Raw genomic sequence first — 19,682 nt, 5'->3', positions numbered from 1 at the left:
TGAATCTTATGAAACCATTATTTCCCGTTTTTTGTCGTCCATTGGGATATACCATTCTTATTGTGGCCTTATTCATTCCTTTTGTTTTAATGATGCAAGGGGTCATGAATGATACGAATCTGTCCTTTTACAAAGAATGTACTAAACTCTTGATGATGATTGGTGCACTGATGATTCTTTTTGCTTTTTCTAAGAATGAGAATAAAGAGACGGAGAAAATACGTAATAAAGCGACTCGTAATGCTATTTTCTTTACGTTCCTATTTGTGTTTGGAGGAATGCTTTGGCGCGTTTTTCAGGGGGATGTGATTAATGTGGATACTTCTTCTTTTCTGACTTTCTTGATTTTTAATGTACTTTGTTTGGAATATGGCATGAAAAAGGCAACAGTCGATGCTATTTTTAAAAGATAATGTCATCTTGGCATTAAACTTTTTGTGAAGTTTTTCGTCAAACCTAATATAATTATAACAAACACGAAAAAGGTTCATGAAAAAGAATATTGTTTTGATGGCACTTTGCTTTTGTTCGGTGCTTTATGGTTTTGCTCAGAATAAGATCGTAACAGTTGCAGGGCGTGTGATTGAGAGTGATTCGAAGGTTGGCGCCGAACAAGCGACCATACAGCTGTTGTTATTACCGGATAGCTCTTATGTTACAGGTATGGCCACCAATAAACAAGGTTGGTTTTCACTGCCTAAAGTAAAGCCTGGCCGTTATGTTTTGAAAATATCTTCTATTGGTTTTAAATCTAAAACCATTCCGTTTGTGCTCATAGCAAATACACCTGATAAAAATGTCGGTACCATTGCTATTGATCCGGATGCGGTCATGTTAAGTGAAGCTGTTGTTACGGCCGAAGCACCTCCGGTTACTATAAAAGCGGATACAACCGAATATTCTGCTGCAGCTTATCCGGTTCCTGAGGGATCGATGTTAGAGGATTTGGTTAAAAAGATCCCGGGTGTGAAAGTCGACGATAACGGCAAGATTACACTGAATGGTAAGGAAATTAAGAAAATCATGGTCGATGGTAAGGAGTTCTTTTCTGATGATCCTAAACTGTCGATGAAGAACTTACCGGCCAATATGGTTGAAAAGGTGAAGGCGTATGATAAGAAGAGTGACCAAGCACGTATTACGGGTATTGATGATGGAGAAGAGGAAGCGGTACTTGACTTAAGTGTAAAGAAGGGGATGAAACAAGGATGGTTTGGTAACTTGATAACGGGGTATGGCAGTCAAGAACGTTACGAAGGTCAGTTGATGGTTAACCGTTTTAAAGATAATTCAAACTTGTCTATTATTGCTTCTACAAATAATACAAACAATAAAGGGTTCTCGGAGTTTGGTGATGCAGGTCAAGGACTTGGAAATAATAGTGGATCCGGAGTAACTTCTTCTCAAGCTTTAGGAGTAAATTTTGCAAAAGAAACAAAGAAAATTGAGATTGGTGGGAGTGTACAGTATGGACACTCTGATAATGATGCTTATCGTAGGACGAACACTGAAACATTGCTAGGCTCCAATTCTTCCTTTGAACAAAGTAACAGCCAATCGAATCGTAATCGACATGATTTGAGAGCTGATTTTCGTCTCGAGTGGCGTCCCGATACCTTGACAACTATTATTTTTCGACCGAGTGCTAGCTATTCTAAAACGAGTTCTACTAGTGGATCGTCTTCAACGACCGATGATTATTTACATCAACCGATTAATGCTAAAACGGCATCTTCTTCTTTTAAAAGTAATAACTGGTCGTTTGATGGCCGTCTAATGGCTTTTCGCAGATTGAACAATAGTGGACGAAATGTATCTATTGGGGCAAAATTTGGGTATAGTGACAGCGAATCGGATACTTATTCTTTCTCAGAAACCAAATTTTTCAAACTAGATAGTATTGCAGAACTTGCACGTTATACTGATAGAAATAGTGATAGCCGTAATTGGAGTTTATCCGCATCGTATACGGAACCTGTTTTTAAAAAGCATTTTTTGCAATTGAGATATGAATATGCCCATCGTAAACAGCTTTCTCAAGCGCTGACTTACGATAGCATAAAGACTTATCCTTACCCGCAGTATATGGAACGTGGGTATGTAGAGGACTTGAGTTCTAGAGTAGAGAATTTTTATAACACTCACTCTGTCGATCTTTCTTTAAGAGGTATTTATACCAAAATGATGTACAGTGTTGGTGTTGGAGTCACTCCGCAATCTTCTTTAAGTAAAACGACTATTGGACCAAACTATAAGAAAAATCTACCAGAACAGAATGTGTTGAATTGGGCCCCTTCTGTCATGTTCCGCTACCTCTTTAGCAAACAGCATATTTTGATGTTCCGCTATCGTGGACGAAGTAGTGCACCTAATGTAGAAGATTTACAGGAGGTTATCGACATCTCGGATCCAATGAAGCAACGTTTTGGTAACCCTAACTTGAAGCCTTCGTTTAATAATTCGTTTATGATGTTTTATAATCGTTTTATTCCTGAATCCATGCGCAGCTTCTCAGCGAACTTGTTTTATAACAATACATTGAATGCTGTCGTTAATCGGATGGTTTATAACTCTGAAACTGGTGGACGTAACTATTATAAAGAGAATGTGAATGGTAATTGGAATATACGAGGTTTTTTTGGCTTTAATACACCCTTAAAGAATAAGAAGTTTACCATCTCTTCAAATTCAAATGTTGCATATGGCGATGATGTTAGTTACGTGAGTTTAAAGGATCAAACGTCCGATCAAGTGCTTAGCACAACCCACAACCTGACCTTGGCGCAGCGTTTGACCGGAGCTTACCGAAGCGAAGTGTTTGATGTTTCTCTGAATGGGTCTGTAAACTATGGCTTGATTCGTAATGCGAAACAGGCTAGTAGCAATCGTGAAGTCTTCGATTATTATTTGGGGGGGAATACCAATGTTAACTTGCCCTGGAGTGTGAGTTTGTCGACTGATGTGAATTGTCGTTTTAAGAGTGGTTATAGTGGCGATTTGAATAAAAACGAGGTGATTTGGAACGCACAGATCTCGAAGAACTTTTTGAAAAACAATGTGGCGACATTACGTTTTAAAATCTATGATATCTTGAAGCAACAAACTAACTTAACACGTTCTATCTCTGAATCGATGATCAGTGATACGGAATACAATACTTTGGGTAGTTACTTCATGGTTCATTTTGTGTACCGTTTTAATACTTTGGGCGGTAAGCAGTCTGCTCCTCGTATGGATCGCGGTGGACGTCGTGGAGGAGGTTATGACCATGGACATTCTTTCCGTTATTAGTAAATTCATTTAAATGGGTATAACCCAAAAGTTTAGAATGTATTTATAAGTACTCTGAACTTTTGGGTTTCTTTTTTTTTGTTTATATTTGCTGTAAGATGTTTATATTTAGATGATTTATGCCTATGTTGGATTGGAATTTTTGGCTCAATCAGATTGCATCGGTTGCTTTTGATCTCTTATATTTTGGTATCATATTCGGTACAATTATTGTAATCGTGCTTGATAACCGTAACCCTGTAAAAACTATTGCTTGGGTGCTCGTTCTAACTTTTCTCCCAATTGTTGGCTTAATTTTTTATGTCTTCTTTGGTCGAAGTCAAAGGCGTGAACGGATCATTAACAAGAAAAGCTATGGGCGCCTCCTTAAGAAACCGATGGGGGAGTACTTGTCGCAAAATTCACTCTCACTTCCTGACGCTTATACTCGACTGATTCAACTTTTTCAGCAGACCAATCAAGCATTTCCTTTTGAGGGTAATAGGGTGGAGGTATATGCTGATGGTTATGCCAAGATACAAGCACTGGTCCATGAGCTTTATCGTGCGAAACATCACATTCATCTAGAATATTATATTTTTGAAAATGACTCTATTGGAAGATTCCTTCGCGACGTTCTGATCGATAAGGCTCGTGAAGGGGTTGAAGTACGCGTCATATACGATGATGTCGGGTGTTGGCATGTCCCGAATAGTTTTTATGAAGAAATGCGTGATGTGGGAATAGAAGTTCGGAGCTTCTTAAAGGTTCGTTTCCCTTTATTTACAAGTAAGGTAAATTATAGAAACCATCGTAAAATAGCGGTGATTGATGGACGTGTGGGTTTTATTGGTGGAATGAACTTGGCCGAACGTTATGTGAAAGGGGTTTCTTGGGGTGTTTGGCGAGATACTCATGTCTTGATTGAAGGCAAAGCTGTGCACGGATTGCAAACGGCATTTTTGTTGGATTGGTATTTTGTTGATCGTACCTTGATGACTTCATCCGCTTATTTCCCTAAAATAGAAAATGTAGGTGGCTCTTTGATTCAAGTCGTTACGAGTGAACCTGTAGGACCTTGGAAGGAAATTATGCAAGGTCTTGCAAAGGCTGTAAGTAGTGCACAGAAATACTTCTATATTCAAACGCCTTACTTCTTACCTACTGAACAGATTCTTGCTGCGATGCAAGTTGCTGCTTTATCTGGAGTAGACGTTCGCTTGATGTTGCCCTTAAAGGCGGATAATCATCTCACTCATCTAGGTTCTTTCTCTTATTTATCGGACATCTTGAGAGCTGGTGTAAAAGTCTATTTTTATAAGAAAGGGTTCTTGCATTCGAAGCTAATGGTTTCTGATGATTCTTTATCGACCGTTGGGTCGACAAACCTCGATTTCCGAAGTTTTGAGCATAATTTTGAAATCAATGCTTTCATCTATGATGAGCAAACAGCTTTGAGGATGAAGGAGATTTTTCTTGAAGATCAAAAAGAGTGTATGGCCGTATTCCTTAAGAATTGGGAAAAGCGCTCATGGAAACAAAAAGCAGCAGAGTCTGTTGTACGTTTGTTGGCTCCGCTGCTGTAATTTTATCTAAAGAAAGAGAAGTTAACGCTTCCGTAAGAACGATGTTCTATGAAATGAGGATGCTCTTCAAATTGATACTCTTTCCCATGTTCTAGAACGAATAATCCATCTTCTTTAAGTAGGTTGTTCTCAAAAATGAGATTGGGGATTTCTTTTAATTCTTTTAGAGCATAAGGAGGATCGGCAAAGATGAAGTCGAATGACTCATGGGTGCTTTTGATGTATTTGAAAACGTCTCCTCGTATAGGGAAACAACGCTCTGTACGTACTTCTTGCATGATTTTGCAAATAAAAGCGTAATGAGCCGGTTCTTTTTCGATGCTTATGACGCGACTGCAACCGCGAGAGACTAATTCGATGCTAATGCTGCCTGTCCCGGCAAAGAGATCGAGTGCGGTGAGATCTTCAAAATCGATAGAATTATTTAGTACATTAAACAGATTTTCTTTTGCAAAATCGGTTGTTGGACGCGCCTTAAAGCTTTTGGGCACGTCAAATCGTCTTCTTTTATAAATTCCACTAATTACTCGCATAAAATAAGGGCTTGTATATCAATATTGGATTCCGGATTCATTATAAATACTTGTAGGATGTATTTGCGTAATTCTTTTGTTAGAATGGTCTTATCGGCTAGTTCTCCTGTTAAGTGAAGTTCATCGCGTTCTTGATCGTAGTTCAATTGTTTCCAAGCATATAAGATATGATATAAACGATCTTCTGTATGAGAACAATCAAATGAGTTTGCTAATATAAGATGCCCTTTTTCAAAACAATATAAACAGATGGATTGATTTTGAAGCAACGCGTACATTTTCTTACTATTGCCTAGTTTACTTTTTGAAGAGAAGTATTCAATAAGAGGGCTGGCTTGTGAGCAGAAAATGGGATCCGGATAATACTGGTTAATAAAGCTAATAATGCTTTTGTCTATTCCAAAAAGAACGACGGTATTACTGCCTTTGAGAATATTATATCGAACGGTTTCGTAATCTTTGTGTGAATGATTGTGATAGAATAGGATCTCAGCTTGTTCGTCTTCGAAAAAATCTAGCGGTACAATTGTGAATCGCTTATTGGCTATCATAACATTGACCTTCTTATAGGGGTGCTGTAGAAAATCGCATTCGCGAAAAGCTTGCTTGAGGTTAGCAGTTATAGATAATGAACGATCCACTTCTCTCTCTATGATTGATAATGAAGTTTCATGGAGAGGGTTGTAGATAGAAAAAGAAAATCCATCCGAACTTAGCCGGATGGATAACGTATATTGTTGAGATGTTGTAAAATCAATCATTATTCCCAGTTACCGGCACCGTTGTTTGGAGTCTCGATAGAACCGATCATTAAACCACAATACTTGCCTAACTTAGTTTGAACATCTTTTAGATTGATGATCTCTTGTTGATCAAGTCCATTCAAGTAAGTTTCGTAAGGTGCTTTAACTTCGTACAAGAATACTGGTGCACCAGATTTTGCTTTATCGTTTTTAGTTGCCATTGTAAACTTAGATCCGTTTCCGAATGGGATGTACTGTAGAGAATCTGCATTGAATCCTTTTGGATATAATGTATCCATAACAGCTACCCACATAGTATCACGTTGGAAGTTTTCAAGACCCATCTTTTTAACTTCATCAAAGTTGCCGGTCTTTTTTGCTTTTCTGATAATAGCGATAGCTTTCTTTTCAGTTAATCCATCTTCCAATTGCTTATCTGACAAACGACCAACTTTCATGACGAAAGGAAGTTTTTGATTTTTCACGAAAGCGATCAAGGTGTCGAAACTGCTTGTATATTGTCCTTGGTGCAACATACGGTATTCTTGTTGAGCCTTGCGGATGTCTATTAAACGTGCAATAACGGCTTTTTCTCTGATTTTTTTGTCTTTTTCAAAATTAATAGGCCCCATGATACTGTTGTAGCAGATATAAACCAATGCCACTGCACAGAGTCCCAATACAATATTAAATACAGCTTTCATGATAATTTATGTTTTTTAGTTGTTATATTCGCATCGCAAAAATAGAACAAATAAATTTAAATTTAGGTGTTCTACAAACTTTTTTCTCATACAAAAATGATAAATAACTATTTAGAAAGGCAAATTAAAGAATTTTTTCCTTTTCAACCAACTTTTCAGCAAGAAATAGCCATAAAACGCTTGACGAACTTTCTAATCTCAAGCGATAAAGAATCGGTTTTTATATTGAGAGGGTATGCTGGAACCGGAAAAACGTCCTTAGTTGGTGCTTTGGTTAAAGCGTTGACTGCCTTAAAACAAGGTGTTGTCTTGTTGGCTCCAACCGGACGTGCTGCCAAAGTGTTTGCGGGATATGCTAAACACAGTGCTTACACCATTCATAAGAAGATTTATCGTCAGCAGCAATTCTCCAATGATACTGATGCTTTTTCAATTAATGATAATCTTTTAACTCATACCTTGTTTATTGTTGATGAGGCTTCCATGATTAGCAATGACGGACTTTCTGGTGCCACATTTGGTACGGGAAGGCTGTTAGATGATTTAGTACAGTTTGTCTATTCGGGGATGGGGTGCCGACTTTTATTGATGGGAGATACAGCTCAGTTACCTCCGGTCGGCGAGGAGGAAAGCCCGGCTTTATCGAATGAACGTTTTAAGGGATATGGGTTTACAGTTAGTGATATGGATTTAACGGAAGTCCTGAGACAAGAACAATCTTCTGGTGTTTTATGGAATGCAACAAAAATTCGTCAGCAGATCACTTCTAACCATTGTTATGTCTGGCCAAAATTTAAGATATTGGGTTTTGCTGATATCAAACTACTCTCTGGGGGAGATTTTATTGATGCACTGACGACTTGCTATGAAAAAGATGAGATAGAAGAGTCCATTGTGATCTGCCGTTCCAATAAACGGGCTAATCTATATAATAAAGGTATACGTGCTCAGATCTTATGGAGGGAAGACGAATTAAATACCGGAGATCTGTTGATGATTGCTAAGAATAATTATTATTGGTCCGAACAATATAAAGAGATTGATTTCATCGCCAATGGCGAGACTGCGGTGGTCCGTCGTGTTCGCCGAAATCGAGAAATGTATGGCTTTCGTTTTGCTGATGTGACGTTGTACTTGCCCGATTGTGATTTAGAATTAGAAGCGAATGTCTTGTTAGACACCTTGCATGCTGATGCGCCTGCATTAGCTAAATCAGACTCTGATCGATTGTACTATGATGTTTTGGAGGATTATAGCGATGTTTTAAATAAACGCGACCGGATCAAAAAAATGAAAGCCGATCCATACTATAATGCTCTTCAAGTAAAATATGCTTATGCTATAACTTGTCATAAGGCACAAGGAGGGCAATGGAAGAATGTCTTCCTTGATCAAGGTTATCTCTCTCAAGACTACTTGAGCCCAGATTATTTTCGATGGTTATATACTGCTTTTACTCGTGCAACTCAAACACTCTATTTAGTAAACTGTCCTCGTGAGCAAATAGAGTGATGACCATTTATTGGGTTTTTATTTAGTTAGGAAGATCTTTTATAAATCTGAGCCAATTGATTCCATTTCTTTGAATAGTAGTGTTGATACCGGTGAAGAAGTCAATCGTATAAATATGTCCTTGTCCTTCATCACTATTAATGGAATTATAAGTCCGATCTATAAATGTGGTGTTTGAACTATCGTGAGATAAGCGTACAAAGCCGGGGATATTTAGTGAGTTCATAATTCCATTAATGGCAAACATTAACTCATATTCTCTTAATGTTGGAGTTCTAAATCCGTTTGTACCAGTATTATAACGTCCATAGGTATCGGTTAGTGCGATTAGGAAATGAGCCGATAAGGGGACGTTCCCAACAACAACGCCTTGTGGTCCACTTCCCGGCCCCCCATTGGGATAATAAGCAATGTCAGTAAATCCTCCGGCGGCTAAGTCGACTTCGACGTAATGTTGTCCACCAATGATCACATGTTTAATCCAATCTATATGATTTAAAGTGGTCTCAGGGTCAATGGTGATCTGATAACCTGTCTTTTCACCCCTATTCCAATTTAATGTTGGAAAAGTTATGGTGAAGTTACGTTGGAATTCGATATCGTAAATTCCTCCTATTGCCATGTCATAATGAGTCTTTTCATTAAGAACAACATCTATCCTGAAGGCGCCTGGTGCTACAGTTTGAGGAATCATATATAACGCCGACGAGTCGGTATTGAGTTGTTGAAAGATAGAACCGTTGGTTTTATTCATCTCGATGAAACTTGGATTTTGTTGAACGACCTGTTTAAGGCTTTCTGTACTACCATTTGCGTCGAAATAAACGCTTTGTGGTGTGAATGTATTATCCTCCCAATTGTAAATGGCTTGTTTACTTACATTGCCTGGATAATAAGATTTAGCTGTTATTAGATTGAAACTTTTTTGAATGTTAGACGGAAGCGTATTTAGAAAACTGATATACGGTGGATTCAATCTGAAGTAGAAGTTGAGCTGAGCCAATAGGTGTTGCATTGAAATACTTACTTTCGTTTTAGCATATTCGGGTTCTGCATTAAGAACGCCACCTACTAGTAGATCCTTCTGCAAAGCGACCTCCTCATTTTGTGTGAATCTTAGGGTTGGGAAACCATAAGCAGGGAGTGTAACTACACTGTTTTGTGCTCCTGCCAAAGTTGGAGTGGTTTCGTATGGAGCATAGGCAAAGAAAGATGTTTTTTTATTTTTTTGCCATTGTAATGTCGGAGCATAAACCCAACGACTAGAACCTTGTCCAGGCATTATTAAACGTCTAACCCATAAATTGTAACCATCAAACGAACTTTGAGTGGTATTTGTAATATCACCTGTAGTGAAGTCTGCAAAAAGACCAAAAGAATCGAAGTTTGTATTATCAAATGAGACTCCCCTTGTCTTATCAATAGAGATCGAGAAATCAATATTGTTACTAGGTGCTTGTTCCTTTTCAACTTCAATAAATTCATTTTGATTGCATGATATCAATAAAATGAATAGGACCGTATGTTTTATAAATTTAAACATTCAATTTCTTTTTAAAGTTGAAATCTATGAGAGAGAAAATCCTCTCTCATAGATTTTTTAATTATTAATATGAACTATTTGTGGAAGCAGAGTGTACCTGGAGCTGTTAACTCAAACGTACCTGCAGTAGGAGTGAATTGAGTAAAGCCTGTTGGTGCATTTGCCCAAGTGATCTTATTGGTTGCCGACATATTGGTTACTCGACGAGCATCTAGCATTACATAACTTCCTGTTGTATATTTTAATGCCTGGAATAGTAAAGTTAAATCTCCAAAAGCTATCGTGCCTGTTCCTACAGCACCTTTCACAATCAAGGTTTGTTTGGTTGGGCCAACTTCAATTAGATTGTTCATGGCATCAGCATATTTGAGCATGTTAGATGCATCAGTTGAAGCAACACCTGTTAACGTATATTCGTACCAAGGTAAAGCTTTAAACGATACAGAAGCCACAGAATTAGGAATTGTGAATGTAGCATGTGGGTCTGCATAAGTTGTGGCATAATAGACATCATATTTTACAGGGGTTCTTGTAATAGTAATGTCATTCGTTCTAGGCATCGTTCCACTTAGATCAAGAGTCAAAAGACTATTGGCTTTTAATTTTAGACTCATTAATTTATTAGATAGATCACCTAAAGCATAAGTCTGGCTCAATGTCCCTTTCACTTTAATTGCAAATGGATAGATAATACCTACAGGTAACGCTTCAGCCAGATCATTATAATAATCAAAGAGTGTTGTCATGGCTGTTACATCGGCTGCACCTCCACCTGCTGTTAAAGTAAATGTTCTTTGGGGGAGTAGGGTGAGTTCTATTTTTCCACTAGCGCTTAATGCATTCAAAGTTCCGGGATTGGTGTTTGGAGCTCCTCCATTAATAGATACGCTCCAGTCATTTGGGGTTTGTAGTGTAATTGAACCACCGGAAGTCCATAATACATTCGAAAAGTCTAAAGAAATCTTGGAACCAGGTTTAGCTTTATATCCTATTGAGTTCAAAGTTGGATTTAAATCGCCTAATGCTATTGTTCCTGAAGCTTTAATCCCTTTCCCAATCATGCGAGTATATCCTTCAGTCATTTCTGTTAAAGCATTATATCGAGTCATTGTGTTGGTCAAGAATGCATTTATAGAGGCTGCATCTGTAACATCATTATTGATCATATTCTGTTCTAGAGAGTTCCAGATTACATTCTCCCATTCTTGTACATCAGCTTCGATTTCGATTTCTGTTTGGTCGAATGGCAATAACATACGGTACATTATTTTCTCATTCGTATCCCATTCTGAAGCATCAATGATGACTTGCCGATTAAGCTCACCGGTAATAGAAACACCCGAAGAGTTGAACCCTTCATAAACGATGTCTAACTGGACATTGTTTGCGTTATTAGGAATTAACATTAGGGTTGCACTTGGCGCGGCAAAAGTGCTGTAATAAGTTCCTGGAGCCGTAGCATCACCCGGTATTAACGTATGATTTAAGACACAAGGGATTGAATAACTTTGGGTACCACTGGTACTCGTATTCCATTCTCCATGTCCGTGACTATTAAGATCATCGCTGTTTGCATAGGTGAATGTTCCAGAATAGCGAACTCCGGATAAGGTAATGCTCTTAACGCGTAGTTGAGTATTATCTTCTGAAGAACGAACTGAAAAATTGAGCTGTGTCAATGCATGGTAGAATGGCAACTGAATAACACCTCCAATGGTTGGTTTGATTTGGTCAGTTTGATTTACGACCAATAAGTCCGTTTGGTCTTGAGCGGCGACATTCTGTAATGAATAATTGAATGAGGGGTTTCTTGTGACTGCAGAAGTCGTTGTTGGTGCTACAAATTGGGTGGATAGATCTTGACTACTTACAGCGTTTGCCCAGCCGTAGAATTGGATTTTTTCGTCACTTGTTGGCCAATAATATTTGACTAATCCTGTCCCAATTACCCATTTCATACTCGTATTATTCCATACGACTTGATCCGAAATCATACTATTAAAGTAGGATGTTCCGGCTTGTCCATTAACATCTGTGCGATAAGCTCTGATGTCGAATCCAATATTCTTTAAGCCTGGTAATGCAATCTCTGTTGCACGGGTTTTAATTCCGATAGACGGATCACCAAAACTTATTTCATTGTCCTGACTTTGTGAAATGTCAGATACAATTTCTTTCTCAGCACAACTTACTAATAATGCTGCGAAGATTAGGGTCATAAACTTCTTGTTCATAAGTAACTGATTTAAAATTAATAATTGATATTTATTGCTTTTCTTGTAGAGACAAGCGGTATGTCTATAATATCTTCATCCCCCCAATCTCCTACGTCTGGAGTTAGTCCCTGTTCATCTTCAGGAGTGACCTCTGGTATTATTATTTTGTTGTCTGGATTTGTTGTTAGGTTTATTTCAATAATGATTTCCCCAAAAAGGTCTCTCTTGATCGTTGTGTAGGAGGATACGTCGAATTGACGCTTTACAACTGTTCTTTCTACATCTCTTAGTGTCAGTTCAACATCGAGCATTAGACTACCTGGGGGTAATGATAGCTCTGATTCCGGAATATAAATTCTGTTTTGTAAAGATTTAGTGTCTGATATCTTTTGGTAAATAATAGATGGATCGTCGGTTGTCTCAGAATAAAAGGCTTCTCCTGGGAGACCAAAAACAAAGCTTTTACCGAAGATGTACCCATTTACATTAGTGTTGTTAAGTACTCTTTTGGAATCAAATGCTGTTGCTCCTTTGTCTACCGGGTTAATACGGCTATTTAATACCACCCCCTTAGCAATGCCGGATAATTGGATAGACATTCCATCTGGCCTAACTAAATATAATCGATCGACTTCCATGTAGAGGTGACAAGATACATTGGTTGGGCGTGGTTGGATAATCAATTCGTAAATGGCTGGGGGATCCTCGGAACAATCTTTGCTATCTGAAGCCAAGAAAGCCTCTTCTATCATTTTTTCGGTGATTTCTAAATGTGCCATTGAAGCCACGACCAATGAATCCGGATTCATTAATAGGGGAAGCCCTAAATATGAGTTGTTCCCGGTCTGATTGGCCACTCCATTAATCTCGAGGTATGAATTTAAATCTTTGATCGTTAGTCGGCTAAATTCATTTATTCTACCGTTGAATGCTATGACAGAGTATGTGCCAGGTTCTAATTTTACACTAGAATGATCTCCCATGACATATTCTATGATAGGAGTAGTGGATTGGTCTTTATAGAATAGCACAGTACTCACTGTTGGAACAAATCCATTACATTTTTGCCAATCAAAGGTTAAACTTAGTTCAGCATAGTTTGTATCCCTGTAAGCAAGGTGCAAACGCTCGCAACTTACTACGGAAAAACACCATATTGTGACAATAATCACTATGGAAAGGCTTTTTATGTTTTTTAGGACTAGCATATGATGATTTTATCCATTAATTCAATAACTGATTTTATATTTCTTCTTGAAGCCCAACTTCCAAATGAGTGAAATTTTTGCCCGGGTAAGTCCAAACCATTTAAGTGTTTCGTCACTTTGCCAAACGAGGCAATGCCCTTTGGGTACAAATCTCTCATAGTCAGTTTGTAAATAACCAACTCCCAAACTGAATTCTAAGGCCATTTTCCGATTAAGAGGCAACACATATCCTGCGGTTAATCCGGTAGACAGATAAACGTTTCCTTTGGCGCCTTCTTCTTTCCACAGTAGATCGTAAATTCCGCCACCGGCATATACTCCCATAAACCATCCTTGCATTGAATTTCGTTGTTTACGTCTTAGAGTATAATAGTAATCTGATTCTAGATTATTTCTAAAGTAGTAGCGAGCCTCTAGATTCCCATACATAATGTGCATTGCCCATTTATCTTTTTTTAAGTACCACCATGGGAAAATCCATTCAGCTGCCACAGACCATTGTTTTGCGATTGGAACTTCCAGCTCTACGTTTAGAGCGGTAGCCAAATCAAATAATAGGTTTGTTTTGATGGCAAATGGATAAGCCCATTCTGCTTCTCTACGACCTGTAATAGGAGATTGTAGGTAAAGGCCTTTTTGGAAATCACTTTTATCGAAAGGTGGTTCTACTATTGCAGCCTGATTGAGGCGATCTGGTTTTTTCTTGTAGAAGGTAATGCTTGTTGCGTTTCTTAGAAATCTCAAATATTTTTTTGATAAGTAGTTGAAACATCTGCCTTCATCAACTTGTTTGAGTAAACTCATCGTTCTATCGGGATCCTTTGTGCGATTTAGTATGGCTAAAATCTCATTCCGGTAGGAAACAGAATTATCCGATTCCAACTGAGATCTTAGATCTTCCCAACGATAATTTTTCTCAGAGATGGATAGTTTGCTAAAATCGATTTCCGGATATTTCCATTTTAAATAATTAATAATGGATGTGGAGCGTCTTTTAGCGAGCCGTTCGTTATAACTAACATTTCCATCGGGGGAGGTTGATGAGACAATCTGTATACTATCAATAAATCCTTGATTGATTTCTTTGATAATATAATCTAGCCGTTGTAACTCTGCATTATTGCTTTGATAATCTTTCTCTATTAAAGCTTTTGAAAAGCGGAAATAGATGATCACTTCATTCGCTTCATTAGAAGCTGATTGACCATTTTGTGCAACTAAAGATACTGAAGCACAAAATATTAGGTATGTCATAATAATAGATCGAAGCATACACGGTTTTTCTATAAACAACATTACGTGTATTAAAAAGTTCGTTTTTTATAATCTTTTTTTTATTCTTGTTTGATAGAACTTATAAGATTATATAAAATTGGGTGGACTAGCCAAGCAAAATCGGACATAAAGTTAAGCTACATTTAATAAATTAACATTTTTACTATTTATCAACTCCCAGAACTCTATAATATTGAGATTATTGAGTGCCGAATGCCTCCTTTTTCGGTTATACCAAATCTCAATGAATTCAAATAGTTCCGTTCTCATTTGTTGTTTTGAAATCAATTTATTGCCATATATCATCTCAACTTTTAAGGTTTTAAAGAAGCTTTCCGCTACGGCATTATCCCAGCAATTCCCTTTTCGGCTCATGCTTTGGCGTATCTTGTAAGAAGCCAACACATTTGCCATCTTCCCACTTGCATATTGGACTCCTCTATCCGAATGAAAAATCATTCCGGGTTTTGGTGAGCGGTTTTTAACCGCCATGTTAAATGCCGCCAGCACTGTTTCCTGTGTTGCCATGCCATCGCTGGCACTCCATTCGATGATTTTTGTATCAAATAAATCCAGCACTGTGGTCAAATAAGTAAAGCCCCCACCTAAAACAGGAATATAGGTTATATCGGAAACCCAAGCTACTGAAGGAGCATCCACCTTAAACTTTCTGTTCAACAAATTTTCAGCTATTGGATCTTTGTGGCAGGAATCTGTCGTTACTTTAAACTTCTTTGATAGCTTACTGCGCAATTCCATCTTTTTCATATGGATAGCAACTGTCGTTCTTGAAACTTTGATTTCTCGCTTGGTGAGCTCTTTGGTTATGCGAACACTTCCATATCGAACTTTTGCTGAAAAATACTCTCTCCGAATCTCCTGCTGGAGGTTTATAGAAGCCTTCAACCTCTTTCCTTCAGGATATTGCAGCCAGGAATAATATCCGCTTTTTGATACTCTTAGAATTCTACACATCACTTAGATCCTCCAGATTTTACAATGCTGCTTGATAAATTCATAAATCAACGATCGCTTTTGGAAATGATGCCTAGCGCTTTTTTTAAGATTTCATTCTCCATCTCAATATCACGTATGCGTTTTCTCATCGCAGAGAGTTCCTTTTCTTCAGGAATCTGTTTGATGATGCCATTGGTTGGAAAACTGCCTTTGCCATATTGTACATATTCTTTGCGCCAACGATAAATCAAAGCCGCACTCACACCAAGTTCACGAGCCAAACCACTTACATTCTTTCTCTCATAACTCAATTTAACCGCATTCTCTTTAAAGAGAGAGTCATAATGCGTTCTTTCTTTTTTCATGGGGTAAAGTTAAACTTTTTAGGCTTAACTCAATGTCCGGATAAAGTTAGCTATTCCACATTATGGGATTTTATCGGACAGCAATGGTATAAAAAGAAACTCGACTACTAGAAAACAGTAGCCGAGTTCTGATTTATTATACCTATTTAAGTTTTATTGATCAATCGTAGTTAATGATGAATTATTTACTTCTCTATTTTTTGAACAAAATTACCATAATATAGTTTCTCTTTATAGATGTATGAAAATACGACCCAAATGTAATTACCATCGTTTTTAATGACTTCTAAGTTTACATCTTTGCTAATTTCATGTGTTTCCCATTTCAAATTGATTACTTTTGCTTTCGCAGATGTTTTTTTGCCTACAGCTTTATCTCCTTTAAACCAAAGTACTAATCCCATTCCATATTGTTCCCAACCATATTTGTTAAATTCATTCTCTACAATATTATAATTTGTTCCGTAGAAATATTCGGTGTCTTTTTTAAAGGTACCATAAACGCCGGTCCAAGTATATTGTGGTGTTTTTTTGTTCTTCAATGATTCTAGTTCTTCATCTGAATAAGGGTCAGTAGTAATAATAATATTTATAGGTATTACAATAGATACTCCCATACCGTCAGTTATAGTGATGTTGGCACTACCTTCGGCTTTCGCATAAATAATGATTATGTTATTATTTACCGAAGCTGTTGCCACACTATCATTATCCGTTTCGGCTTTATAATCACCATTACCTTGAAGTATGTTAATAGACTGACTGCTGCTTGAAGATCCATATTTTAGTTTGAGTGACAAAGTGTCTTTATCAAGCTGAATTGTTGAGTATTTGGATACAACCGGCAATTTTTTGTAAGTACCGTTGTTGTCTGAAATGACAATACTTGATTTTCCTTTAGATATACCTAATACTTTAACTACATTATTTTCAATAGAAACTTCAATAATTTGTGGGTTGAGAGAAAAGACTTTATAGTTGTCACCTCCTGTCAAAATATTGAAGCTAGTTGAATCTTTTATTCCGACCTCTATTAACTCACGATCGAAAGTTAGATCTATGAATGGTTCTGGAGTATCAACTTTAGATACAATACCTTCATCTTTACTACAAGCTGAAAAGCCCATAGCAATCAATGATACAAACAATAATTTATATAATGTTTTCATTTTGTATAATTATAATGTTACCAGTCTTTTTTATAGGGTTTTTCGTCATACACTAATTCTTCATCGAAGAGAGTAGAGGCTATTTGTTTCATTGAGGAAAGTTGCGCGTCGAAATTTTTATGATAGGGATCCATCGCAAATATCATATGCGCATAGCCGTTATCTCGTATCGATTGCAAAGCATAGTTGTGGAATTTACCTAAGTTATATTCTTGAGAATACATGGCCCACCTTGATTTAGGAAGTCCTTCATAATTGGATGACAGTGAATAAGAATTTCCATAATCATGGATGGCGTAATCAATGTATTCACCAGGTATGCATCCATCTACTGTATTTAAACTTGAGGTATGCGTATATACATATACTGACACTAATTTATCAGGCATTGCTTTTTTCGCTTCATAAACAAATCTAGAGGCAGCTGTATAAGAAGGTAATACAAAACCAGGAGTAGGATAGTCGCTTACACTTTCGTTAAAATAATTAGAGTATTCGTCGTCGAAGAATACACCATCTAAATGATATGCCTCGACCACTGATTTTAAATCTTGTGCAAAGAGGCGTGAGTTGTTGTCGGATAATCCTGCAATGCCTGCTCTATCATGATTTCCTAAAATGCCAAGTAATACTTTGATTCCACGATCTTGTAAAGGTTTGATGTATTTATCTCTATTTGACAATAGGTGTTGTACGTTGCTATTGCAATATACTTCAACGCGGCCTTTTTCTTCGTTGTATGTGATATTGGCCGAGAAAAGTATCACTATGTCAACAAGTGGCTTACCGCTGTTTTCTAGTGTGAAACAAAGGTTGTTGAGAGGATTAGTGTCGTTTACTTCCATACAACTAATTAGTTTGATGCCTGTAGATTTATTGCAATCAGGTATGTTTGAATAATCTTTTGCTAAAATAAAGAATGTTTGGTTTGATTCAGGAAACTTGATGTCGCCTGACTTTACTTTAGCAGTCACAGGTATCACGTAAGTTTTTATTTCTCTTGCAGTAGCTTTATCTGTAGTTGATTTTGTGCTTTTGAAGGAGATTTCAACTTTTGTCGATTGGCTGGATTCAGCTGTAATAACAACTTCCTTGGGTATGTCAACTTGTGCTTCAGGCATTAGTTCGTAGGAGGTACCATGCTTCTTATTGTATTGCTCAAGTGCGGCGGCATTATATTCAAAACCAACAATTGCACCGGTCGACCTTTTTGTGAAATTGACATAGAGGTTGCAAGTTCCTTGGTCTCTAAATTCTATAATACCTGATTGACGTTTACCCTCGCCATCTAATATATACACTATGGCCTTCTCTGAGGAGGGGACACTGTAGTTGCCCTCATCAATAGGAGCGATGTTTATCTTTTCAGTACACGATGTAAAAGCACTACATGTTAGTGCTAATATAATGATATTTCTAAATTTCATAGTTTTCATATTTAGTGGTTATATTATTTTTGGAGAGTAGGAAGTTCTACTTGAATCCATTTTAAAGGTTTTGATGCTCTTGCATGATTACCATTTATGCTATGGTCTTTTACAATATAAGGATCTTCATCATCAAACTTCCAGTATGCTACTAAACCTTCTGAATTAGGGTTTACATAATAAGGATTTAGAGCTATTTCTTCTTGTGTACGAACTAGATTCCAAATGCGACATTCTGCAATTTCTCCATCTAAATAACGACTATCAGAGAATGAGCGTCCAATATAGAATGTATTATCACTGTCTGTGGGTGCTAAGGCTACATAGCCCATCGGAGTAGGTTCGCTTGCTATTTTTCCTCCATTTACATAAAGAGTCGTTATATATCCATTGTAAGTTACTGCTACGTGAATCCATTCATCTGTTGGTAATGCGTTTTGTTTGTCGGATTTAGGGAATTTTTTACCATTCGATGGTACGAATTGAAATTGGTTTGAGGGAAAGCCTGCATCACCTATACGAATTAGAAATTTTTCTTCAATTCCCATTACAGTACTGATCATGTGATCGAATTTGTTTACGCGAATTAAAGCTTCCATAGTAACCTTTGATAGGACATTAAGTGGAGAGCGGTTTACCCAATCAATAGAAAGATGGTTTTGATTGATATTAGCCACCACATTAATTAAAGCGGCACCTTTCAATACGTAATAACTTGTTTGACTACTACGTAAAATATTCACATCTGCAGTAGAAAATGAGATGGGAAGCACATACATTTTTTCATGGTCTAACAAATCGAGATTCTTAAACTTTATCTTATTCTCGGTTGACTCTGTACCACCTGCATATATAGTAGCAGTAGCTGATTCTAGTTCGTAGTTCTCAGAAGGTAGTATTAATGCCTGCTCAGAGTATATCTGGTTGTATTCAAGAACTTTATTCTCTTCTATAACGTACTTTATTGCTATATTCATTGACACAGGTTGAGCCGTGGACACTTTAATGATGCGTTCAGCGGTGTTGACACCCATTTTCATCAGAACTGTGTTGGATTTTTTGTCAGCATTGATGAAAGCTTTATTCTTGAATTTTTCGGTTTCTTCGTTACACGAGAAAAGCATTAGTCCTAATAAAAGTATGGAGAAAATATTATACTTTTTCATCTTCTATA

At 37.3% G+C, this 19,682-nt stretch carries 16 protein-coding genes; 4 read left to right on the top strand and 12 right to left on the bottom strand.

Features of this window, described 5'->3' with window-relative positions:
- Positions 1–8 precede the first annotated feature (8 nt).
- The 3 genes from AC4PG5_RS08500 (at position 9) to cls (ending at position 4,856) form a co-directional block, all read left to right on the top strand.
- The gene (locus AC4PG5_RS08500; RefSeq protein ID WP_492028509.1) at positions 9–413 is read left to right on the top strand and encodes a hypothetical protein; all 405 of its coding nucleotides are present in this window, start codon (positions 9–11) and stop codon (positions 411–413) included.
- Positions 414–489: 76 nt separating this feature from the next.
- Positions 490–3,291 carry an outer membrane beta-barrel protein gene (locus AC4PG5_RS08495; protein ID WP_492028508.1) on the top strand — a complete coding sequence of 934 codons (2,802 nt, stop codon included), beginning with the start codon at positions 490–492 and terminating at the stop codon, positions 3,289–3,291.
- A 125-nt stretch (positions 3,292–3,416) separates the two neighbouring features.
- On the top strand, positions 3,417–4,856 hold the full coding sequence (gene cls / locus AC4PG5_RS08490; protein WP_492028507.1) for a cardiolipin synthase: 1,440 nt from the start codon (positions 3,417–3,419) through the stop codon (positions 4,854–4,856).
- 2 nt (positions 4,857–4,858) lie between these two features.
- Here cls and AC4PG5_RS08485 read toward each other — a convergent pair whose 3' ends face one another.
- From AC4PG5_RS08485 to AC4PG5_RS08475, 3 genes are read right to left on the bottom strand one after another with little or no spacing between them, the layout of a single operon-like run.
- Positions 4,859–5,389, bottom strand: a complete 531-nt coding sequence (locus AC4PG5_RS08485) for an RsmD family RNA methyltransferase (RefSeq protein WP_492028506.1) — start codon at positions 5,387–5,389, stop codon at positions 4,859–4,861.
- Positions 5,380–6,150, bottom strand: coding sequence for a DUF3822 family protein (locus tag AC4PG5_RS08480; protein ID WP_492028505.1), 771 nt, complete (start codon positions 6,148–6,150; stop codon positions 5,380–5,382). The genes AC4PG5_RS08485 and AC4PG5_RS08480 overlap by 10 nt, the downstream gene beginning before the upstream one ends.
- The gene (locus AC4PG5_RS08475) at positions 6,150–6,836 is read right to left on the bottom strand and encodes a hypothetical protein (RefSeq protein WP_492028504.1); all 687 of its coding nucleotides are present in this window, start codon (positions 6,834–6,836) and stop codon (positions 6,150–6,152) included. The genes AC4PG5_RS08480 and AC4PG5_RS08475 overlap by 1 nt, the downstream gene beginning before the upstream one ends.
- Positions 6,837–6,932: 96 nt before the next feature.
- Between AC4PG5_RS08475 and AC4PG5_RS08470 the strand changes: the two genes are divergently transcribed.
- Positions 6,933–8,348, top strand: coding sequence for an ATP-dependent DNA helicase (locus AC4PG5_RS08470; protein WP_492028503.1), 1,416 nt, complete (start codon positions 6,933–6,935; stop codon positions 8,346–8,348).
- A gap of 22 nt (positions 8,349–8,370) precedes the next feature.
- Here AC4PG5_RS08470 and AC4PG5_RS08465 read toward each other — a convergent pair whose 3' ends face one another.
- From AC4PG5_RS08465 to AC4PG5_RS08425, 9 genes are all read right to left on the bottom strand, one after another.
- Positions 8,371–9,891, bottom strand: a complete 1,521-nt coding sequence (locus tag AC4PG5_RS08465; RefSeq protein WP_492028502.1) for a fimbrillin family protein — start codon at positions 9,889–9,891, stop codon at positions 8,371–8,373.
- Between the two features lie 74 nt (positions 9,892–9,965).
- Complete coding sequence (locus AC4PG5_RS08460) at positions 9,966–12,125, bottom strand: hypothetical protein (RefSeq protein ID WP_492028501.1); 2,160 nt, start codon at positions 12,123–12,125, stop codon at positions 9,966–9,968.
- Positions 12,126–12,142: 17 nt separating this feature from the next.
- Positions 12,143–13,315: a DUF5119 domain-containing protein gene (locus AC4PG5_RS08455; protein ID WP_492028500.1), complete on the bottom strand. Its 1,173-nt coding sequence runs from the start codon at positions 13,313–13,315 to the stop codon at positions 12,143–12,145.
- A 21-nt stretch (positions 13,316–13,336) separates the two neighbouring features.
- Entirely contained in the window at positions 13,337–14,569 is a 1,233-nt protein-coding gene (locus tag AC4PG5_RS08450) for a DUF3575 domain-containing protein (RefSeq protein ID WP_492028499.1), read from the bottom strand.
- Between the two features lie 153 nt (positions 14,570–14,722).
- On the bottom strand, positions 14,723–15,565 hold the full coding sequence (locus AC4PG5_RS08445; protein WP_492030722.1) for an IS3 family transposase: 843 nt from the start codon (positions 15,563–15,565) through the stop codon (positions 14,723–14,725).
- A gap of 47 nt (positions 15,566–15,612) precedes the next feature.
- Positions 15,613–15,912: a transposase gene (locus tag AC4PG5_RS08440; protein WP_492028498.1), complete on the bottom strand. Its 300-nt coding sequence runs from the start codon at positions 15,910–15,912 to the stop codon at positions 15,613–15,615.
- Between the two features lie 185 nt (positions 15,913–16,097).
- The gene (locus AC4PG5_RS08435) at positions 16,098–17,081 is read right to left on the bottom strand and encodes a hypothetical protein (protein ID WP_492028497.1); all 984 of its coding nucleotides are present in this window, start codon (positions 17,079–17,081) and stop codon (positions 16,098–16,100) included.
- 17 nt (positions 17,082–17,098) lie between these two features.
- A complete protein-coding gene (locus tag AC4PG5_RS08430) occupies positions 17,099–18,517 on the bottom strand; it encodes a BT_3987 domain-containing protein (RefSeq protein ID WP_492028496.1) in 1,419 nt (472 codons plus the stop codon).
- Between the two features lie 14 nt (positions 18,518–18,531).
- Positions 18,532–19,674, bottom strand: a complete 1,143-nt coding sequence (locus AC4PG5_RS08425; RefSeq protein WP_492028495.1) for a DUF1735 and LamG domain-containing protein — start codon at positions 19,672–19,674, stop codon at positions 18,532–18,534.
- Positions 19,675–19,682: the final 8 nt, after the last annotated feature.

The organism is Bacteroides sp. QWL-09 (assembly GCF_058683585.1).
This window is presented reverse-complemented; position numbering and strand designations above follow the sequence as displayed.

Coding starts and splice junctions, on each gene's coding strand:
- AC4PG5_RS08435 (WP_492028497.1), bottom strand. CDS start 17,081: ATGAAAACATTATATAAATTATTGTTTGTATCATTGATTGCTATGGGC.
- AC4PG5_RS08445 (WP_492030722.1), bottom strand. CDS start 15,565: ATGTGTAGAATTCTAAGAGTATCAAAAAGCGGATATTATTCCTGGCTG.
- AC4PG5_RS08430 (WP_492028496.1), bottom strand. CDS start 18,517: ATGAAAACTATGAAATTTAGAAATATCATTATATTAGCACTAACATGT.
- AC4PG5_RS08495 (WP_492028508.1), top strand. CDS start 490: ATGAAAAAGAATATTGTTTTGATGGCACTTTGCTTTTGTTCGGTGCTT.
- AC4PG5_RS08460 (WP_492028501.1), bottom strand. CDS start 12,125: ATGAACAAGAAGTTTATGACCCTAATCTTCGCAGCATTATTAGTAAGT.
- AC4PG5_RS08475 (WP_492028504.1), bottom strand. CDS start 6,836: ATGAAAGCTGTATTTAATATTGTATTGGGACTCTGTGCAGTGGCATTG.
- AC4PG5_RS08480 (WP_492028505.1), bottom strand. CDS start 6,150: ATGATTGATTTTACAACATCTCAACAATATACGTTATCCATCCGGCTA.
- AC4PG5_RS08450 (WP_492028499.1), bottom strand. CDS start 14,569: ATGACATACCTAATATTTTGTGCTTCAGTATCTTTAGTTGCACAAAAT.
- AC4PG5_RS08485 (WP_492028506.1), bottom strand. CDS start 5,389: ATGCGAGTAATTAGTGGAATTTATAAAAGAAGACGATTTGACGTGCCC.
- AC4PG5_RS08425 (WP_492028495.1), bottom strand. CDS start 19,674: ATGAAAAAGTATAATATTTTCTCCATACTTTTATTAGGACTAATGCTT.
- cls (WP_492028507.1), top strand. CDS start 3,417: ATGTTGGATTGGAATTTTTGGCTCAATCAGATTGCATCGGTTGCTTTT.
- AC4PG5_RS08465 (WP_492028502.1), bottom strand. CDS start 9,891: ATGTTTAAATTTATAAAACATACGGTCCTATTCATTTTATTGATATCA.
- AC4PG5_RS08500 (WP_492028509.1), top strand. CDS start 9: ATGAAACCATTATTTCCCGTTTTTTGTCGTCCATTGGGATATACCATT.
- AC4PG5_RS08455 (WP_492028500.1), bottom strand. CDS start 13,315: ATGCTAGTCCTAAAAAACATAAAAAGCCTTTCCATAGTGATTATTGTC.
- AC4PG5_RS08470 (WP_492028503.1), top strand. CDS start 6,933: ATGATAAATAACTATTTAGAAAGGCAAATTAAAGAATTTTTTCCTTTT.
- AC4PG5_RS08440 (WP_492028498.1), bottom strand. CDS start 15,912: ATGAAAAAAGAAAGAACGCATTATGACTCTCTCTTTAAAGAGAATGCG.